Source organism: Virgisporangium ochraceum (genome assembly GCF_016863655.1).
GTDB classification, from domain to species: domain Bacteria; phylum Actinomycetota; class Actinomycetes; order Mycobacteriales; family Micromonosporaceae; genus Virgisporangium; species Virgisporangium ochraceum.
Genome location: NZ_BOPH01000088.1, coordinates 177,473 through 193,872, shown reverse-complemented (window position 1 = coordinate 193,872; position 16,400 = coordinate 177,473). Strand labels below are relative to the sequence as shown.

19 protein-coding genes and 1 pseudogene are annotated in these 16,400 nt (G+C 72.4%); 12 read left to right on the top strand and 8 right to left on the bottom strand.

Annotated elements, in window-relative coordinates:
• Positions 1-2 precede the first annotated feature (2 nt).
• Positions 3-2,222: an Hsp70 family protein gene (locus Voc01_RS32000; protein WP_203931337.1), complete on the top strand. Its 2,220-nt coding sequence runs from the start codon at positions 3-5 to the stop codon at positions 2,220-2,222.
• Between the two features lie 98 nt (positions 2,223-2,320).
• Here Voc01_RS32000 and Voc01_RS31995 read toward each other — a convergent pair whose 3' ends face one another.
• Entirely contained in the window at positions 2,321-2,752 is a 432-nt protein-coding gene (locus Voc01_RS31995; protein WP_203931336.1) for a MarR family winged helix-turn-helix transcriptional regulator, read from the bottom strand.
• Between the two features lie 94 nt (positions 2,753-2,846).
• Here Voc01_RS31995 and Voc01_RS31990 point away from each other — a divergent pair, with 94 nt between their 5' ends.
• The 3 genes from Voc01_RS31990 to Voc01_RS31980 all read left to right on the top strand — a co-directional run bounded on the left by Voc01_RS31990 (position 2,847) and on the right by Voc01_RS31980 (position 5,472).
• A complete protein-coding gene (locus Voc01_RS31990) occupies positions 2,847-3,860 on the top strand; it encodes an NADP-dependent oxidoreductase (protein ID WP_203931335.1) in 1,014 nt (337 codons plus the stop codon).
• On the top strand, positions 3,857-4,672 hold the full coding sequence (locus Voc01_RS31985; RefSeq protein WP_203931334.1) for a Rossmann-fold NAD(P)-binding domain-containing protein: 816 nt from the start codon (positions 3,857-3,859) through the stop codon (positions 4,670-4,672). The genes Voc01_RS31990 and Voc01_RS31985 overlap by 4 nt, the downstream gene beginning before the upstream one ends.
• A gap of 188 nt (positions 4,673-4,860) precedes the next feature.
• Positions 4,861-5,472 (top strand): hypothetical protein, encoded by a 612-nt coding sequence (locus Voc01_RS31980; protein WP_203931333.1) that lies wholly within the window; start codon positions 4,861-4,863, stop codon positions 5,470-5,472.
• On the opposite strand, the gene Voc01_RS31975 is transcribed toward Voc01_RS31980, so the two are convergent.
• Positions 5,465-6,283, bottom strand: coding sequence for a PIG-L deacetylase family protein (locus Voc01_RS31975; RefSeq protein WP_203931332.1), 819 nt, complete (start codon positions 6,281-6,283; stop codon positions 5,465-5,467). The two genes, Voc01_RS31980 and Voc01_RS31975, sit on opposite strands and share 8 nt — an antisense overlap.
• Before the next feature lie 85 nt (positions 6,284-6,368).
• Between Voc01_RS31975 and Voc01_RS31970 the strand changes: the two genes are divergently transcribed.
• Positions 6,369-6,968, top strand: coding sequence for a PadR family transcriptional regulator (locus Voc01_RS31970; protein ID WP_203931331.1), 600 nt, complete (start codon positions 6,369-6,371; stop codon positions 6,966-6,968).
• A 17-nt stretch (positions 6,969-6,985) separates the two neighbouring features.
• Positions 6,986-7,378, top strand: a complete 393-nt coding sequence (locus Voc01_RS31965) for a nuclear transport factor 2 family protein (RefSeq protein WP_203931330.1) — start codon at positions 6,986-6,988, stop codon at positions 7,376-7,378.
• A gap of 66 nt (positions 7,379-7,444) precedes the next feature.
• Here the strand turns inward: Voc01_RS31965 and Voc01_RS31960 are convergent, their stop codons facing one another.
• Positions 7,445-7,798 (bottom strand): hypothetical protein, encoded by a 354-nt coding sequence (locus Voc01_RS31960; RefSeq protein ID WP_203931329.1) that lies wholly within the window; start codon positions 7,796-7,798, stop codon positions 7,445-7,447.
• Positions 7,799-8,156: 358 nt separating this feature from the next.
• Positions 8,157-8,678 carry a nucleoside/nucleotide kinase family protein gene (locus Voc01_RS31955; protein ID WP_203931328.1) on the bottom strand — a complete coding sequence of 174 codons (522 nt, stop codon included), beginning with the start codon at positions 8,676-8,678 and terminating at the stop codon, positions 8,157-8,159.
• Positions 8,679-8,777: 99 nt separating this feature from the next.
• On the opposite strand from Voc01_RS31955, the gene Voc01_RS31950 reads away from it, so the two are divergent.
• Together Voc01_RS31950 and Voc01_RS31945 are read left to right on the top strand one after the other, a co-directional pair.
• Positions 8,778-9,536, top strand: coding sequence for a fibronectin type III domain-containing protein (locus tag Voc01_RS31950; RefSeq protein WP_203931327.1), 759 nt, complete (start codon positions 8,778-8,780; stop codon positions 9,534-9,536).
• Positions 9,537-9,680: 144 nt separating this feature from the next.
• A complete protein-coding gene (locus Voc01_RS31945; protein ID WP_203931326.1) occupies positions 9,681-10,124 on the top strand; it encodes a WapI family immunity protein in 444 nt (147 codons plus the stop codon).
• A 231-nt stretch (positions 10,125-10,355) separates the two neighbouring features.
• Here the strand turns inward: Voc01_RS31945 and Voc01_RS31940 are convergent, their stop codons facing one another.
• Together Voc01_RS31940 and Voc01_RS31935 are read right to left on the bottom strand one after the other, a co-directional pair.
• Entirely contained in the window at positions 10,356-10,607 is a 252-nt protein-coding gene (locus tag Voc01_RS31940) for a hypothetical protein (protein WP_203931325.1), read from the bottom strand.
• Positions 10,608-11,088: 481 nt separating this feature from the next.
• Positions 11,089-11,760: a hypothetical protein gene (locus Voc01_RS31935; RefSeq protein ID WP_203931324.1), complete on the bottom strand. Its 672-nt coding sequence runs from the start codon at positions 11,758-11,760 to the stop codon at positions 11,089-11,091.
• 218 nt (positions 11,761-11,978) lie between these two features.
• Here Voc01_RS31935 and Voc01_RS31930 point away from each other — a divergent pair, with 218 nt between their 5' ends.
• From Voc01_RS31930 to Voc01_RS31915, 4 genes and pseudogenes are all read left to right on the top strand, one after another.
• A complete protein-coding gene (locus tag Voc01_RS31930) occupies positions 11,979-12,155 on the top strand; it encodes a hypothetical protein (RefSeq protein WP_203931323.1) in 177 nt (58 codons plus the stop codon).
• A gap of 66 nt (positions 12,156-12,221) precedes the next feature.
• Complete coding sequence (locus Voc01_RS31925) at positions 12,222-12,788, top strand: hypothetical protein (protein WP_203931322.1); 567 nt, start codon at positions 12,222-12,224, stop codon at positions 12,786-12,788.
• Positions 12,789-12,909: 121 nt separating this feature from the next.
• Entirely contained in the window at positions 12,910-13,374 is a 465-nt protein-coding gene (locus Voc01_RS31920) for a hypothetical protein (protein ID WP_203931321.1), read from the top strand.
• A gap of 115 nt (positions 13,375-13,489) precedes the next feature.
• A pseudogene (locus Voc01_RS31915) lies at positions 13,490-13,903 on the top strand (hypothetical protein); the annotation flags it as partial.
• A gap of 20 nt (positions 13,904-13,923) precedes the next feature.
• Here Voc01_RS31915 and Voc01_RS31910 read toward each other — a convergent pair.
• Positions 13,924-14,196 carry a chorismate mutase gene (locus Voc01_RS31910; RefSeq protein ID WP_373873896.1) on the bottom strand — a complete coding sequence of 91 codons (273 nt, stop codon included), beginning with the start codon at positions 14,194-14,196 and terminating at the stop codon, positions 13,924-13,926.
• A 55-nt stretch (positions 14,197-14,251) separates the two neighbouring features.
• Positions 14,252-16,141 (bottom strand): PPC domain-containing protein, encoded by a 1,890-nt coding sequence (locus Voc01_RS31905; RefSeq protein WP_203931319.1) that lies wholly within the window; start codon positions 16,139-16,141, stop codon positions 14,252-14,254.
• Between the last annotated feature and the right edge of the window lie 259 nt (positions 16,142-16,400).

Here is a 16,400-nt window from a genome sequence, read left to right as displayed (position 1 = left end):
GCGTGACGGGCATCGATGCGGTGTGCCGGTTGGGTGTCGACCTCGGCACGACGACGACCGTGGCGGTGCTGTCGGAGGGTGGCGATCCGCCGACGCCGCTGCTGTTCGACTCCTCGCCGTCCCTGCGCTCCGCGGTCTTCCACCGGGCCGACACGGGCGTGCTGACCGGTATCGACGCCGAGCGGGCGGGGGTCGGGTATCCGGCCGGCCTGGAACCGAACCCCAAGCGGCGGATCGACGAGGGCACGGTCTGGTTGGGCGAGTCGGAGATCGCGGTCGTCGACCTGCTCGCCGCGCTCCTGCGGCGGGTGGCCGAGCAGGCTCGCCGGGTGGCCGGGCGGGACCCGGACGACGTCGTCCTGACCCACCCGGCCGGTTGGGGCCGGGCCCGGCTCGGCGTCCTGGCCGCCGCCGCCGAACTCGCCGGCTGGCCCGCCTGCAGGTTCCTGCCCGAACCGGTGGCCGCCGCGGCGTACTTCACCACGGTGCTCGGCGTCCAGGTGCCCGCCGGCGGGAGCGTCGTGGTCTACGACCTCGGCGCGGGCACGTTCGACGTCGCGGTGCTCCGGCGCGATGTCGACGGGTTCGCCGTGGTCGCCGTGGACGGGCTGACCGACGTGGGCGGGCTGGACCTCGATGCCGCACTGGTCGGTCACGTCCGCGCCCGGACCGCGGATGCGGCGGAGTGGGACCGGTTGGAGTCTCCCCGGACTCTGGCGGACCGGCACGCCCGCCGGGCCCTGTGGGACGACGTCCGGACCGCCAAGGAACTGCTGAGCCGCCACGTCGTCGCCGACCTGCACGTGCCCCTGGTCGACGTCGATCTGCACATCACCCGGGCCGAGTTCGACCAGGTGGCCGCCGCGCCGATCGGGCGCAGCGTCGAGGTGACGGCCGCCGCGACGCGCAGGGCGGCCGTCCGGCTGGACGCGGGCGGTGGCGTGTTCCTGGTCGGCGGGGCGTCCCGCGTGCCGCTGGTGGCCACCATGCTGCACCGCGCGCTCGATGTGGCCCCCACGACGATCGGCGAACCCGAGCTGGCGGTCGCCCTGGGAAGCCTGCTGTCCGCGCCCACACCGACGCCCACACCGACGCCTGCCGCGCCGGCCGGACCGCGCCGGAGAGTCGCGCCGGCCGGACCGCGCCGGGGAGTCGGGTCGGCCGGACCGCGCCGGCGGGTCGGGTCGGCGGCCCGCGTCGTCGCTGATCCGTTCCCGCGGCGCCGGCGGGGCCGCCGCGCCGTGCTCGTCTCCGCGGCGGCGATTGCCGTGGGTGGCGCGGGCGGGCTCACCGCCTGGCTGTTGCGCGACCGGTTCGACGAGCGGCCCGACGACCGGCTCGTCGCCATCTTCGCCGGACGCCCCTCCCCCGTCCGCGCCGTGGCCTTCGGCCGCGACGGCACCCTGGCCATTGGCAGCGAGGACGCGGCGATCCGCCTTCGGCCGAGCTCCGACCCGGGCGCGGCGCCGGTTCTCCTGACCGGCCATACCGATCGGGTCGGCAGCCTCGCGTTCAGCCCGGACGGCACAAGGCTGGTCAGCGTCGGATGGGACGCCACCATCCGGTTGTGGGACGTCGCCGGCCGGCGCCTGGTCAACAGCACCGCCGACCGGGTGGGCGACGCGTTGTACCGGGTGACCTTCAACTCCGACGGGACGGTGTTCGCCACCGCCGCGTCGTACGCGGTACGGCTGTGGGAGACGGCCACCCTGCGGTCGACGTACGAGGTGAGGCCCGGCGCGCTCCAACGCGCATACGTCGAGGACGCGGTGTTGAGTCCCGACGGCGGGAAACTCGCCGTCGTCACCGACGACGACCTGCTCGTGGTCGATGTCACCGCCCGGACCGCGCCACTGCCGCTGGTCGGGCACACCGGGCACATCTTCAGCGCGGCGTTCAGCTCCGACAACGACACGGTCGCCAGCGGTTCCATCGACGGAACGGTCCGCGTGTGGAGCGCATCCACCGGACGTACTCTCGCGACGCTGACGGGCCACCGCGGATCGGTCTTCGCGGTGTCGTTCAGCCCGGACGGCCGTGTTCTCGCCACCGCCGGCCACGACCGGCTCGTCCGCCTCTGGGACGTGGCCTCCGCCGAGCAGGTCGGCCGGCCCCTCGCGGGCCACACGAACTCCGTCGTCGCCCTGGCGTTCAGCCCGGACGGCCGCCTGATCGCCACCGGTGCCCTCGACCGTCAGGTGCGGCTCTGGCGAATCGGCTGAAGCGTTGGCCGCCTCCCGCCAGCTCCGCGGCGGGCTGGACGCGCCGCCGCGCCGCGGGCCACCTGCCACCGGACCTCCTCGACCGGGCGCTCGACACCTCAGCGACGGGTGCCGAGAGCCTTCCTGAGGAGGAGCGCCAGCTGGTCCTGTTCGGCGGCGCTGAGGTTCGAGATCGCCGCGCGGGCGAAGGCGAAGGAGCCCTCGAACTCGGCGTAGAGGGCGTCGCCGTCGGGGGTGCGTACGAGCTGGCGTGACCGGCGGTCGTTCGGGTTGGTGTGCCGGCGCACGAGGTCGCGGGTCTCCAGCCGCGCGACGATCTGGGTGACGTTCGACGCGTCGCAGCCGAGCTCGTCGGCCAGTTCACGCATGCCGCGCGGGGTGGTCAGCCGGCCGAGGACGCAGGCCTGCGCGACGCTCAGGCCGTGCTTCGTGGCGGCGGTCTCGTAGGCACGGTCGTAGGCGTCGACGAAGTCGAACATCGCCAGCTCTGCTTCGGTCGACGCGGCCACGGGCCCCGACGGAACGGCCATGGAAGCAGTCTACCCAGAAGCTTGATTCCCTCAAGCATCTGTGCCTAGCATGATGCTTGAGTCAATCAAGCATCTCTCGACACGAGGAGGGTTCATGGCCCGTGAGTGGCACCTGGTCCGCAGGCCGGGCACACACGCGTCCCCCGACGATTTCACCCTGGTGGACAGCGATCCGCCGGCGCCCGGACCCGAGCAGGTGGTGGTCCGCAACACGTACCTGTCGGTCGACCCGTACATGCGCGGCCGCATGGACGACCGTCCGTCCTACATCCCGCCGTTCCCGCTCGACGCGCCGCTCGACGGCGCCGCGGTCGGCGTCGTCGTCGAGTCGCGGGCCGCCGGGCTCAAGGCCGGCCAGGTCGTCGAGCACTTCGCCGGGCTGCGCGAGGTCGCCGTGCTCGACGCAGCGGCGGTCTCGGTGCTCGACGCCGACGGCATACCGGCGCCGGCCTACCTCGGGCCGCTCGGCGCGACCGGCCTGAGCGCCTGGCTCGGCATCAGCGAGCTGGCCCGCGTCCGCGAGGGCGACACCGTGTTCGTGACCGGCGCGGCCGGTGCGGTCGGCAGCATCGCCGGCCAGCTCGCCGCGCTGCGCGGGGCCGGTCGGGTGATCGGCAGCGCCGGGTCGGCGGCGAAGGTGCGCCAGCTGACGGAGACGTTCGGGTTCGACGCCGCGTTCGACCACCGCGACGGCGACCCGCGCGAGCAGCTCGCCGCGGCCGCGCCCGACGGCATCGACGTGGTGTTCGACAACGTCGGCGGCGCCCAGCTGGAGGCCGCGATCGGCCACCTGCGGGTCGGTGCCCGGCTCGCCCTGTGCGGCATGGTCAGCCAGTACGACGGTCAGCCGCCGTACGGGATCCGCACCCTCTACGAGCTGATCACCAGGCGAGCCACCGCGTACGGGTTCCTGGTCACCGACCACCTGCACCGGATGCCCGACTTCCGCGCCGAGCTGGACCCGTTGCTGCGCACCGGACGCGTCGTCCACCACCAGTCCGTCGTCGACGGCGTCGAACGGTTCCCCGAGGTACTGCTCGGCCAGCTCCGCGGCGGCGCGACGACGACCACCGGCAAGGCCGTCATCCGGGTGGAGGACGCGCTATGACGCGCACCGTGCTCGTCACCGGCGCCCGCGGCAAGACCGGTCGGCCGGTCGTCGACCTGCTGCGGCAACACCCGGACATCGTCGTCCGGGAGGGCTCCTCGCAACCCGGGGCGCAGACCCGGTTCTCCTGGGAGGACGCGTCCACCTGGCCCGACGCGGTCGACGGCGTCGACGCCGTCTACCTCATGCGACCCGACGTCCCCGACGCGCCCGACCTCGTCGCGCGGCTGGTCGACGTCGACCCGAAGGCCCACGTCGTGCTGCTGTCCGAACAGGGCGCAGGCGAACTGTCCGCCGGGCACTGGGCCCGTCGGGTCGAGGACGCCGTCGTCGGCAGGGCCGGTTCCTGGACCGTGCTGCGGCCGTCCTGGTTCCACCAGGTGCTCACCGACCCGCGGTTCTACCGCGACGACGTCCGCGACCGTCGCGCCCTCGGCCTGCCCTCCGGCGGTGGGCGCATCGCCTGGGTCGACGCGCGCGACATCGCCGCCGTCGCGGTGGCCGCCCTGGTCGCGCCGGCGGAGCACCGGGGACGGGCGTACACCGTCACCGGGCCGGCCGCCCTCACCGTCGCCGACCTCGCGGCCGACCTGTCGACGCGGCTCGGCCACGAGATCCGGGCCGACGACCCGGCGCCGGAGCGGACCGTCGAGGGCCTCGACCCGTTCACCACCGACATCCTCCTGGACCTCTACGAACGCGTCCGCACCGGCGGCTTCGCCGACCTCTCCCCCGCCGTCGAGCGGGTGACCGGCCGGCCGCCGACACCGGCCGGCGCGTTCATCGCGGAGCACCTCGACGCGTGGCGGTAGGTCAGCCGCCGGGCCGGCTCCACCGGCCCGGCGGCGCCACCCCGCCATCGCGTCGGCGATCGGGTCGACTCATCGACCACCGTCTTCCCCGACAAGTTACTTTCGGGTAACCTCGGTGCCGCACCTGGCCAGTATGCGCACGAACCGGACGTCCGCCACCCCGTCCGCCGTCGAACCCAGGAGGAGCCGTGCGCCGATCCGTCATGCTCGTCGCGGCCGCCGTACTCGGTGCCGCCGCGTCTGTCGTCACATCGGTCGCCGCGGCCGTGCCCGCCCAGGCCGCGCCGATCCCGGTGAACTTCAACAACGTCACCGGAACCACCCACCTCGCCAAGCCGAACGTCGACGTCGCGGTGCCGACCTCGGTCGTGCAGACCCAGGTCGACCTCGACGCGAAGACGCTCACCGGCAGTGCCGCCCTGGCACCGCTCACCGCGAAGCTGAACCTCGCCCACCTCATCGGGGTCACCTCGACCGTGCGGGTCGTTCCCACCGGTCCCCTCACCGGCACGATCGACCTCGCCGCGTCCCGACTGACGACGACCACGACGTTCACCCTCGAGGTGACCAACGTGCACCTGGACGCGGCACCGGCCATCAACCTCGTCCCGGCGGGGTGCCGCACCTCGAAACCGACGACGCTGACCCTGCAGAACACGACACCGGTCGACATCTTCCAGCCGATCACGACGCAGGGCACGTACACGATCCCGTCGTTCACCCGCTGCGGCGTGCTGACGCCGTTGCTGTCCCTGCTCCTGTCGGGGCCGGACAACACGATGACGCTCGTTCTCAAGTAGGCGTACCGACTCCGGCGGTGGACGGGCGCCCGTCCACCGCCAGCACGTCGCGTTCGCGCTCTCCACCGGTCCACGGCGGCTCGATCCTCCGCAGGTGGTCGGTGGCGAGGAACGCGTGCCGCAGGTCGGCCGGCAGGCCCTCGTACGGCGAGACCTGCGAGGCATGCACGGCGATCGCCCGTTCCCGCGCGGCCAGGTGCGCGCCCGTGTCCACGACGGTGGTGATGAGCTCGTCCGGGGTACCGGGCACGTCGGCCCGCGCGTACGGCGAGCCGGGGTTCTCCCGCGCGACGTGGTCGAGCCAGCGCCGCATCAGCGCTTGCGGCAGGCAGTGCAGGTAGACCCGCTCCACCCGCCACCGCGCCGTGCGCGCGGCGGCCAGGGCGGCGTCGCGCACGCGGGCGTGGTCGCGGTGTCCGTCGCCGGCATCGAGGGTGACCAGCACGTGCGGGCGGAAGTCCTCGATATGCGCGCGGACCCGTTCGGTGACCTCGTCGAGCGGCGCGCCGGCCAGAGTGCGGGGGGCGGCTTCGCCGGCCAGGCCGGAGTCGGCGAAGCCGAGCAGGTCCACCCGCGACACGCCCAGCATCGCGGCCGCGGTGCGCAGCTCCCGTTCCCGCACGGCCGGCAGCTGCTCGGTGGTGATGCCGCTGCCCGGCGCGGGCTCGCCGGCCTCGCCGCGGGTCGCGCAGCACACGGCGGTGGTCGCGCCGGCGGCGGCCGCGTGCAGGAGAAGGGACCCGCAGCCGAAGGTCTCGTCGTCCGGGTGGGCCACCACGACCGTCAGCCGCGGCCGGCTCTCGTCGGTCATGCGAACCTCCCTCGGATACTGCCCTGTGCAGTATGCGTCTTCCGCGAGTAGACACTGCCCTGGGCACTATGTCAACGTGACTGCCATGTCGACGACCTCGTACGCGCTGCTCGGGCTGCTCTCGGTGCGCGAGTGGACCACCTACGAGCTGGCCAAGCAGGTCAAGCGCAGTCTCAACTGGTTCTGGCCCCGCGCCGAGCGCAAGCTGTACGACGAGCCCAAGCGGCTGGTCGAGCAGGGGCTCGCGACCTCCGTGCGGGAGCTGACCGGCCGGCGCGCCCGGACCGTCTACCGCATCACCGAGGAGGGACGCGAGGCGCTGCGGAACTGGCTGAGCGAGCCGCCCGAGCCGCGCAGCATCGAGTTCGAGGGCATGGTCAAGGTGTTCTTCGCCGACGCCGGAACGACCGAACAGCTGCTCGCCACGATCGACCGGATCGAGGCGGAGGCGGTCGACCGCGTGGCCTCGCTCGCCGAGCTGGCCGCGACGCGTCCGGTGCCGTTCCCGCAGCGCGCACATCTGAGCGCCGTCGGGCTGCGGCTGCAGTACGAGCAGGAGACGGCCGTCCTCCGCTGGACCCGCTGGGCGCGCGAACAGATCGCGCGGTGGGACGACACCACCGACCCGGGCGCCTGGGACCCGGACCACGTGCTCGACGAACTGGCCGCGGTCGGACGCCCGTGACGCCGTACGCTGACGCGATGATCGACTTTCGCAGCGCGGTGGAAGCACGCGACCCCGACGCCATGGCGGCGACCCTGGCCGACGACGTGGTGTTCCGCAGTCCGGTGGCGTTCAAGCCCTACCCCGGCAAGGCGATCACCGCCGCGATCCTGCGCGGTGTGCTCCGCGTCTTCGAGGACTTCGAGTACGTCCGCGAGCTGACCGGCGACGACGGCCGCGACCACGCGCTGGTGTTCCGCGCACGCATCGGCGACGTCACCGTCGAGGGCTGCGACTTCCTGCACCTCGACGGTGACGGCCTGATCGACGAGCTCACGGTGATGGTGCGTCCGCTGTCGGCCGCACAGGCGCTGGCCGCCGCGATGGCCGACCAGTTCGAACGGATCCAGCGCGAGGCCACCGGCGGCTGACCGGCCCTACGCGGTGTTCCGTTCCCGCAGGCCGGCTCGGGGTCGTCGGTGGTCGGGCTCCGCGGGTCACGTCGCCGCGGCGAGCACGGCCGCCTCCACCGCCGGGTCGAGCCCGACGGGTGGACCGTCGGCCTGGCGCGGCGTGGAGGACAGCGAACCGAGCCAGGACCAGGTGTCCGCGATCGTCTCGCGTACCGGGCGGGTGCGCAGCCCGGCCGCGTGGGCGCGGGATACGTCACCTGCGTGCAGGAACTCGTGGGCGGGACCGGGCGGCAGCCATACCGGCAGCTGGGTCCACGGGCGGATGCCCGCGGCGAGCACGGCTTCGGGGTCCAGCCAGCGAAGCTCGGCGCGGCCGCCGGTCACCTCTGCCGCCACCTCGAGGAGCTCGCCCATCGTGGTGTGTCCGGACCGGCTCACCAGGTTGAAGGCGCCGGCCAGCCGCTCTGTCGCGGCATCGAGCAGGAACGCCGCCAGGTCGCGCGCGTCGACGTACTGCAGCGGCAGGTCGCGCGGGCCCGGCGCCAGGGTCGGACCTCCGTGACGCAGCCGGCTCGTCGGGGCCGCACAGCGGCGACGCCTCGGTCAACGGCGGCACGCCGGGAAACCGGTACACCGACCGGCTCGACACGTACGTGTAGTGCCTGGCCCGCCCGGTCAGCAGGCCGGCCGAGCGGCGTACCGGCCGCGCGCCGCCAACCGCTGTTCACCACCGGCGCACCCGTCGTCGCCGGCCGCGGGAGTGCACAGGCTCAGCGGCCCCCGACCGCGGCTCCGGTCACCGCTCTCGCGGAGCGTCGACCATGGCCAGCACCGTGTCGGCGAGGGACGCCGGCGAGGCGGTCGCGTCCAGGGGCACCGCCCCGGCGGCCAGCATCGTGGCCTGGAACCCCGCGCGGCCGTCGCGGATCTGCCGCTTGACCGCGTCGGTACGCTGCGGCGAGGTCGCGAGGGCGAGCCGCGCGTCCTGCGCGTCGGCGTCGATCGTCAGCAGGAACACGCGCTCGAACAGATCGAGCATCCGGTGCTGGTTCACGGCGATCCCGCACACGAACGTCACCCCGCCCGGGTTACCGGACGCGGCGATGGCCGCCTCGATGCGGGCGCGGTTCCAGACCCAGCGATGGGCGAGTTGCCAGGCCCCGTCGACGTCCGCGGGTGGGGTCACCGGCGTGCCGGAGGCGTCCTCCCACAAGGCCAGGTCGTCGGCGTCCACCGCCGACACGCCGCGCTGGCGCAGGTGGACGGCCAGCGTCGACTTCCCCGAGCCCGGGTTGCCGGTGATGAGGAACGCCCGCACCGCGTCAGCCTGCCAGGGGCGTGCCGGCCCGCTCCACCCGGTCCAATTGATCGATATTTGCCTATTTCTTATTGCCCCGGGCAGCACTAGCATCGGTGAGTGGGAGCGCTCCCATCAACCCGCGTCTGTGAGGTGGCCATGTTCCCGTGGACCCGTGTCCTGACCCTGGCCGCGGCTGTGCTCGCGTCCGCAACCATCGCGGCCGGTCCGGTGTCCGCTTCGGCGGCCGTCGAAGCGGCCGGTCCGTCGGCGACGGACACGCAGCCGCCGACGGTGCCCGGCCCCCCTCGCCCCTTCGCCCTCAGCCAGGTTCGGCTCGCCCTGACGTGGGCGCCGTCGACCGACGACACCGCGGTGACCGCGTACGACGTCTTCCGGTCGACCGGATCGCCGGTCATCTTCACGGCGGTGGGAACATCGACCACCACCACGTTCGTCGACACCGGACTGTCCCCCGGCACCATCTACCTCTACCAGGTCCGCGCCCGCGACGCGGCCGGCAACGTGTCGGCGTTCTCGCCGATCGTCCCCGCGATGACCCCCGGCCCCTGCACGACCCCGCCACCCGCCCCCACCAACCTGACCACCGCGGCGGTGGGGCCGGCCTCGGTGCGGCTGCACTGGACCATCGTGGTGCCCGGTCTGGGCTGCAGCCCCACCGGCTTCGACGTGCTACGCGCCCCGGGCTACAGCGGCGACACGTTCAGCCCGATCGCACAGGTCGGGTTCACCGACACCTACGTCGACACCACCGTCGCGCCGAACTCCGTGTACCGGTACCAGGTGCGGTCCCGCTCCGCCAACGGCCTCGTGTCCTGGCCTTCGAACACCGTGCTGGTGGTGACACCCGCGCCCTGATCCACCGCCGGGCGCGGCCTGTCCTTCGCACGCGGGTGGTCACCGTGTGGCAGCACCTCCAGCAGGCACCGACCTCCTCCCCGAGCCGTTCGGCACGCGCCGTATCACGGCGTGCCGATCGTCCACGCTGCCAGACTGGCGGACATGCGTCTGTGGGGAGCGGCCGGGTCCGGCGTCGACATGCGGGTGGTCGGCTACCAGTTCCCGGACGCGGACGACCCTGCCGAGCGGTGCAGCTGGCACCTGGTCGAGGGGACCGCGACCTGCGACGAGGGATCGTGGAGCTGGCGCTACCCGGCATTGACCTGCGACGAGTCCCCACGGTTGAGCGCCTGGCTCCGCGATGTCGCCGTCGGGTCCGCGGGCTCGTTGTCGTTCCTGGAGCCCAACCTGACGCTGACCCTCGTCGGGCGGACCCGGAACGCCGCCCTGATCGAGATCGGCCTGGACCTGGAGTTCGCCCCGCCCTGGCGGCCACGACGCGCCGCGGGCACCCCGTACCGGATCAGCTGCGACGTGCACCGGGAGCAGCTTCTGCGGGCAGCGGACGACTGGGACGCGGAGATCGCGCCGTACCCCCACCACTGACGTGGGTACGGCGCCGCTTCCAGCCGTGGCCGGCACCGGCATCGTCGGGGCGCTGGGCGCCGCGATGCGCCGCAAGGGCAGGACTCTCGTGTCCACCAGCGATGTGCTGATCGAGATTGGACGGCGTCATCCGCAGCTACGTCGGCCGATCCCGGCTTTCTGACACCGAGCCGGCCGTGGCGACCGGCGGTCGACCTGCTGCGGTTCCTGGGCGTCACGCGGCCCGCCGGTTCACTGCCCGCACCCGTCGTGGCGCAGGTGTTCAGCTAAATCACCGCGCCCGGACGGTCCGGACCGATGCTCCTCGCGGTGGGCACAGGAGCGATGCGACAGGCCATTCTTCTGGACCACCGGGTGGTGACCACCGGCCACCTGGTCCTGGCCGTACTCACCATCGATCAGGACCTCACCGATGCCCGCTGCCATCTGCAGACCGGCGGCGCGAACGACGGGGGACGGGTGCTCCGTCGGCACGGCGTCCATCGGGTGGACTGGCAGAGAGGACTGGCGACCGCGGATCCCAGCGTGTTGCGGCTAACCGGACCTCCCGGTCCCCGCTATCGCCTGGACAGGACGACTGGGCGTTTTGCCTGTTTGATGGCTGTTCCGCGACCCGCACGGGACCATCGGCCATCAACCGATGCCGATGGGTGGGAGGCTACGAACATCACAAACGCTTGTTGATGTTCATAGCCTCCCACCCGCTCACGATCATCGACGTATCGGTATGGCGCAGCTCCCGACATTCATCACGAAACAGGCGGACGGACGTCCGAGGACCGGGCGGCCGTCGGCGGGTGGGCACCACCGCGGCGTTGCGCGGAGCCCTCACCGGAGCCGACTCCGTCGCCGTCTCGCTGTTGAGCGAGATGGGCATCTCACCTGACGCCGTCGCCACAGACCTGGAGACGCTGATACGCCAGCGCCGTTCGGCATAGCTGGTGCCCTGTCGAACGGGACGGGCTCACAGCGTCAGCTGTCCGCCGCTGGCCCGGTACTCGGCGGACGTGGCGGAGACCGTGTCGGTGCAGCCGCTGCGCCCACACACGCACGCGTAGGGGAACGGCGGGAGTGTCGCTCCGATGTGCCGCTCGTGCGCCACGATCTGGCGGAGGACGACGTCGTTCTCGTGGCGTCGGCGTGAGGACAGCGCCGCGCCGGGTGCGAGCCGGTCGAACGGGGCCGTCACGGCCTCGACGGCTTGGCGCACGGCCGCCACGACACCGGTCCAGTCGACATCGGTCGGGACCTCCACGAGGGCATGGCCGGCTTCCCGGGCCGCGGACCGCAGCCGCGCGCCGATCACCTGGTCGCGTTCGACCAGGGCGTCCACCCGGCGGCGGGCCGCGTCGTCGTCCGTGCGCAGCAGCCGTTGCCGTCGAGCCGCGCGCGTGCGCTCGGCGGTGGTCACCAACCAGATCGCGCCGACGGGTGACCACGTCGCGGCCGCTCGCGGGTGGAGTTGCGGCCCCTCGACCAGCGTCGGCACTCCGGCGACGTGAGCGGCCCGGACATCGGCCATCACGATAGGAAGTCTCAGCGCCGACGTGCGTTCGAACTCGTCGGCCGCGGCCTCCGCGCCCAGGGCGAGCACGGCGTCGAGCGGGCGGTGTGCCGCCGATCCAGACCATCGCAACGCCCGTCACCATTCAGGCCATGCTGCCAGACGACCACCGGGGCTCACCGCCGTCGGACCGGTGGGCCGGTCGCGGCTTGAGCTCCGGTGGTGCGGACCGACGACCTCCTGGCACAGACCGACTGGTCCGCCGTCGACCACGCGTACGCCGGCGATCCCGACGTTCCGTCGTCACCGGAGATCCAGGGCGGCATCTTCAGCGCGGCGGAGCGGTACCAGTGCCAGGCCGGGTGCCGGCCGACGTCGAGGCGTGCCGCGCGGTCCGCCCGTCGGTCTTCCTGGCCGCGCGCGCGATGCGCGAAGACCCGACGGGTGGCTGCCGCGCTCACGCCCGCACGCCCGCACGCGCGGACGCCCGGGGCACGTGGGCGTTGCTGGCCGACCTCGCGTCCTGACACGGGCTGCTGTCGGGTCGTGGCGACCGCGTTGATCGCACGGATCCCGGCTTCTAGCGTCGGGCCATGTCCCGTGATCCCTGGTTACGCCGCCTGCTCACCGCGGCCCTCGTCCTCGTCGGCGCCGTTGTCACGGCCGTCCCCGCGCAGGCGGCACCGTGCACCGGCCCCACGTGCTACCGGTTGTGGGCGGACTTCACGGTCACCGCGTCGACGACCCCGGCGCTGCCGCTTCTGGTCGCCCCGGGCGGCACCCACAGCTACACGGTGCGGGTGACCAGCACCGGCTGGCGCACCGGTGGCCTGACCGGACCCATGCAGTGGCCCGACGGGCCCGCACCGCGCGAGGTCTTCGTGGTCTGGGATCCGGCATCGGACGACGAGTTCATCGTCCCCCGCGCCGGGTCGTTCGACGGAGGCTGGCCGATCGGCGGTTGCGGGGGCTACCGCTGGCCCGGCCTCGCCTGTTACGGCAACAACATGCCGGTGGGGTCGTTCAGCCAGTTCACCTACGTGTGGCAGGCGCCGCGGGCACCCGGCGTCTACACGTTCACGATCCGGGTCGACACACCGAACTTCACCGAGTACGACGAGAACAACAACAGCGTGACCCTGACGTACGCGGTGGGCTGACCGGCCCGACGCCGGGGCATGATGTGCCGATGTCTGTCGAGCGCCACGAGGCGGGCGGGCGCCGCGGCCACCATCGGCACGCTGCCCATCTGACGGCGTCCATGAACGACGGGGGGGACCCATGCCAGGGCCGAGTGCGAAGTACGTGGAGCGGGCCGGGCAGTTCGGCCGCGCGGTCGAGATCGGGGCACAGGCCCTCTCCGGACATCCGGAGGACGGCGACATGATCGAGTTCGGCGAGGAGCTCACGGAGCTGATGCAGCAGCCGCCGCAGACGCTCGCCGGCCTGCGCCACCTGGAGACGGCATTCTTCACGTACTGGAACGAGGCGACCGGCCCGCACGTCGACCGGTTCTGGGAGCAGGTCGCCGCGGAGGGCCTGCCCTTCGAACGCAAGGACGTTCTCGGTGACGTGCTGCGCCGCGGCCGGATCAGCAACGCGGGCGAGCACGAGGTCGTCGTCGACCACCTCGTCGTCGCCGAGCAGGAAGGCCGGATCACCGCCGACGAGGCCGCCCGGTTGAGCACGTACATCGGCCACTACGAGAACCGTGCCTCCCGCCGGACGCGTCACTCTGCTCCGTAGAAGCCGCATCCGGCCGGCAGAATGCTGCCATGGACCGACCGGACGCCTCGGCCACCTCCGCCGGCACATGAGCTACGCCCGCATGTACCGGTGAGGGCTCACCCCCTGGGAGCGCTACGGAAAGGCCGCCACCGGCATCGACAATGTGGCGGCCGCGATCGACGCGGCGCGGCGCAGGGCCGTCGGACCCTCCTACGTCGTCGGCGATGTGACCGACCTGGCCTCGGCCGGCCTGGCGACGTTCGACTTCTTCCTCGACGTCGGCTGCTTCCAGGGTTTCGACGCCGACCGGCGTCAGGCGGTGGGACGAGGCGTCACGACACTCGCCAACCCTGGGGCCACCCTGCTGATGCTGGCGTTCGGGCCGACCCGGTTGCGCGCCTGGATGGGCGGCGTCTCCCTCGACGAGGTCGCCGCCGCCTTCCCGGGATGGACGATGACATCGGTCGATCCGGCACAGACCGACGGGCTCGGCTGGCCGATGAACAGGAGCTCACCTCGCTGGTACCGGCTCCGTTCGTCGCGGTAGCGGCACGTTCCGCGGGCCTGTCACCGCCGGCGGTGGCGGTCGAGTTCGACCTCGATGAACGCCGCGATCATCGAGCGCCACACCGCCTCCGCCACCGCCGGCTCCAGGCCGGCGGAGACGGCCTTCGCCCGCACGGCGGCGACGACCTGCTCGACGCGGTCGGGCGCCCGCACCGCGTGTTCGTCGCGTTTGAAGGCGGCCGCCGCCTCCACGAGAGCCTGGCGGCGGCGCGACGAGCTGCGTGTCGAGGTCGTCGATGTCGGCGCGTACGTCGGAGAGGGACATGCCTCCAATGATCGACGACGGGCCGCCGGGCATGCACCCGGCGGCCCGTGATCGCGCGGATCGCTAGCTGGTCAAGCCGAAGGCCGGACGGGCGAGCGTGTTCTCGATGCCGGTGAAGCCCTCGTTCGGGTTGAACACGTCCTCGCCGAAGTCGACGTCCGGGTCGTCGGCGGTGCCGCCGACTCCGTCCGGACCCACCCCGAACATGACCGGGAAGTTGCCGCCCTGGTCCATCAGGTTGGGCCGGTCGTTGAACTGGTCGACGTGCCAGTTGCCGAAGAAGTGGCCCGCCTCGTGCGAGACGACGTTGCCGATCGCCTGCGAGACGAACTTGACCCGGTTGCTGGCGGCGGTCATGTAGGTGTTCAGCGACGCCGGGTGGCCGTCGTTGCTGCTGAGGATGTCGAGCAGGACGAGCGCCGTCTCCTCGGTGGTGAAGTTGCCCGGGTCGATGGACTGGGCGATGCCGATCGTATCGATGCCGGACTCGGCGATGGTCCCACCGATGATGATCCGGCTCACGTTGGGCTGACCCCACGGGTCGGCGTGGTCGAGGCTGTTGAGCACCCGCAGGCGGAACCGGTTGTTCAGGCCGCTCGCACGCAGGTCCTCACGCAGGTTCTCCTCGACCTCGGCGGTGATCTGCCGGACCAGCGCGCGCTCCTGGTTGCGGTTGAGCCCCCACTGCCCGATGAACGCCGGGAACCCGGTCAGGTTGCGCTGCCCGGCACCGATGCCGAAGAAGATCGCGGTGTTGAGACGCGCACCGTTGAAGTCCAGGAACAGCGTCTGGGTCGGCGTCTGGCCCTGCAGGATCGGCCGGTACGCCTCGACGGTGATGTCGTAGCGCCCGGAGCCGGCGGTCACGCTGACGTAGTGCAGGCCGTCCTCGGCGGCGACGTGGTCGGTGACGGCGTTGCCGCCACCGGGCAGCGGCGTGCTGATCGGGTAGTTCGCGGTCGCGTCCTGGTCCGAGCCGTGCACCTCGCGACCGTTCCGGTCCCAGACGGTGATCACGGTGGCGGAGCCCTCGACCGAGCCGCCGAGCACGTCGCCCTTCTTCAGGTTGACGGCGAAGAAGTCCACGTCGTTCTGGAACTGGGTGAGCGTGATCGTGTACGGGCCCTCGCTGTCGGCGCCGGTGCCGCTCGCCGGGTCGTTCACGTCCTGCGGGAGCGACAGGTACCCGGCGGTGAGGACGAAGTAGTCGCCCGTCGCGGGGACGTTGAAGGTGACCTTGCTGTCGAAGACCTGGCCCGGAACCTCGTCGTCGTTCGACGCGACGACCGAGCCGTCGGCGCGCAGGACGAAGATGATCGAGTCGAGCGTGCCGCCGGCCGGGGTGTCGATGTCGATCGTCACGCCCTGCCCGGCCACGCCGTGGAACTTGTAGTAGTCGAAGTCGCCGGTACCCGTGCCCGCGCTGCCGTGCGGGCCGTCGCCGATGGTGCCGGTCGTCCTGATTCCCTCGCCACCGTCGACGCCGGTGTCGCGGGCCAGCGGGATCGCGCCGTCGTCCTCGGTGTTGGGAGCCACCGTGGTCGGTGAGACCGACTGCGGCGACAGGTCACCGATGATCCGGGCCTTCGGGTTCCGGCCGGCGCCGGTGCCGAAGCCGGGCGCCGGCTGCGCGGTGCCGACGGTGTCGTTGCCGCCGCGGGTGCCGACCGGCTCGTCCTCGTCGACCAGCAGCGGCGTCGGTTCGAGGGCGCGCGACCGGGCGCGGTCGGCGGCCTTCTTGTCCGCGCGCTGCTTGGCCTGCGCGGCCATGTAGGCCTGCCAACCGGCGTAGTCGGCCTTGGCCGGGTTGGGAAGCAGCGAGACGGCCGGGTTGGGTCCGGTCGGCTTGCCGCCCTTCTGCTTCGGCGCGACCTGAAGCCCGCGGCTGAGCGCCGCGCGCTCGGCCGGGGTGAGGTCGTCGCCCGGTTTCGCCGCCGCCGGGGTGGCGACCAACGAAGCCAGGATCAGAACTCCGGTGGCAACTAACGCGCCGGATCGTCGCATAGCGTTCTCCCCCCATTCCGGAACCGGTGGCCTGTGCACCACGGCAGAGGAGACGCTACCGCCAAACGGTCATCAATCTTTACGAACGTCGATGCAGTGTCAGAAGTAGGGATAACCCCACCCGATCCGTGCCAGGCCGCTCGAAGCGCAGGGGACACGGAGGGCGTGGCGTGCCAACCAAATCGCCGACCCGGGGCATCGACCAATC

Excerpts from the sequence above, each read along its gene's own strand:
- Voc01_RS31945 (WP_203931326.1), top strand. The coding sequence starts at position 9,681 with ATGCGTCTGTGGGGAGCGGCCGGGTCCGGCGTCGACATGCGGGTGGTC.
- Voc01_RS31920 (WP_203931321.1), top strand. The coding sequence starts at position 12,910 with ATGCCAGGGCCGAGTGCGAAGTACGTGGAGCGGGCCGGGCAGTTCGGC.
- Voc01_RS31975 (WP_203931332.1), bottom strand. The coding sequence starts at position 6,283 with ATGACCGACGAGAGCCGGCCGCGGCTGACGGTCGTGGTGGCCCACCCG.
- Voc01_RS31925 (WP_203931322.1), top strand. The coding sequence starts at position 12,222 with ATGTCCCGTGATCCCTGGTTACGCCGCCTGCTCACCGCGGCCCTCGTC.
- Voc01_RS31995 (WP_203931336.1), bottom strand. The coding sequence starts at position 2,752 with ATGGCCGTTCCGTCGGGGCCCGTGGCCGCGTCGACCGAAGCAGAGCTG.
- Voc01_RS31990 (WP_203931335.1), top strand. The coding sequence starts at position 2,847 with ATGGCCCGTGAGTGGCACCTGGTCCGCAGGCCGGGCACACACGCGTCC.
- Voc01_RS31985 (WP_203931334.1), top strand. The coding sequence starts at position 3,857 with ATGACGCGCACCGTGCTCGTCACCGGCGCCCGCGGCAAGACCGGTCGG.
- Voc01_RS31965 (WP_203931330.1), top strand. The coding sequence starts at position 6,986 with ATGATCGACTTTCGCAGCGCGGTGGAAGCACGCGACCCCGACGCCATG.
- Voc01_RS31970 (WP_203931331.1), top strand. The coding sequence starts at position 6,369 with ATGTCGACGACCTCGTACGCGCTGCTCGGGCTGCTCTCGGTGCGCGAG.
- Voc01_RS31940 (WP_203931325.1), bottom strand. The coding sequence starts at position 10,607 with ATGGACGCCGTGCCGACGGAGCACCCGTCCCCCGTCGTTCGCGCCGCC.